1 rRNA gene is annotated in these 234 nt (G+C 57.7%); it reads left to right on the top strand.

The annotated features are described in order from the left end of the window. Positions 1-234 (top strand): 23S ribosomal RNA (locus tag ADK54_RS20100); the annotation flags it as partial.

Here is a 234-nt window from a genome sequence, read left to right as displayed (position 1 = left end):
TGGTGGAGCCGGTGACCCAGACTTGTAGTAGGTAAGCGATGGGGTGACGCAGGAAGGTAGTCCAGCCCGGGCGGTGGTTGTCCCGGGGTAAGGGTGTAGCCCGTCATCTAGGCAAATCCGGATGACATGTAAGGGTGAGACCTGATGCCGAGCCGATTGTGGTGAAGTGGATGATCCTATGCTGTCGAGAAAAGCCTCTAGCGAGTTTCATGGCGGCCCGTACCCTAAACCGAC

Source organism: Streptomyces sp. WM6378 (assembly GCF_001279695.1).
Taxonomy (GTDB): Bacteria; Actinomycetota; Actinomycetes; order Streptomycetales; family Streptomycetaceae; genus Streptomyces.
Note: the sequence above shows the minus strand (reverse complement) of the source record. Positions and strands in the feature narration are given on the sequence as shown.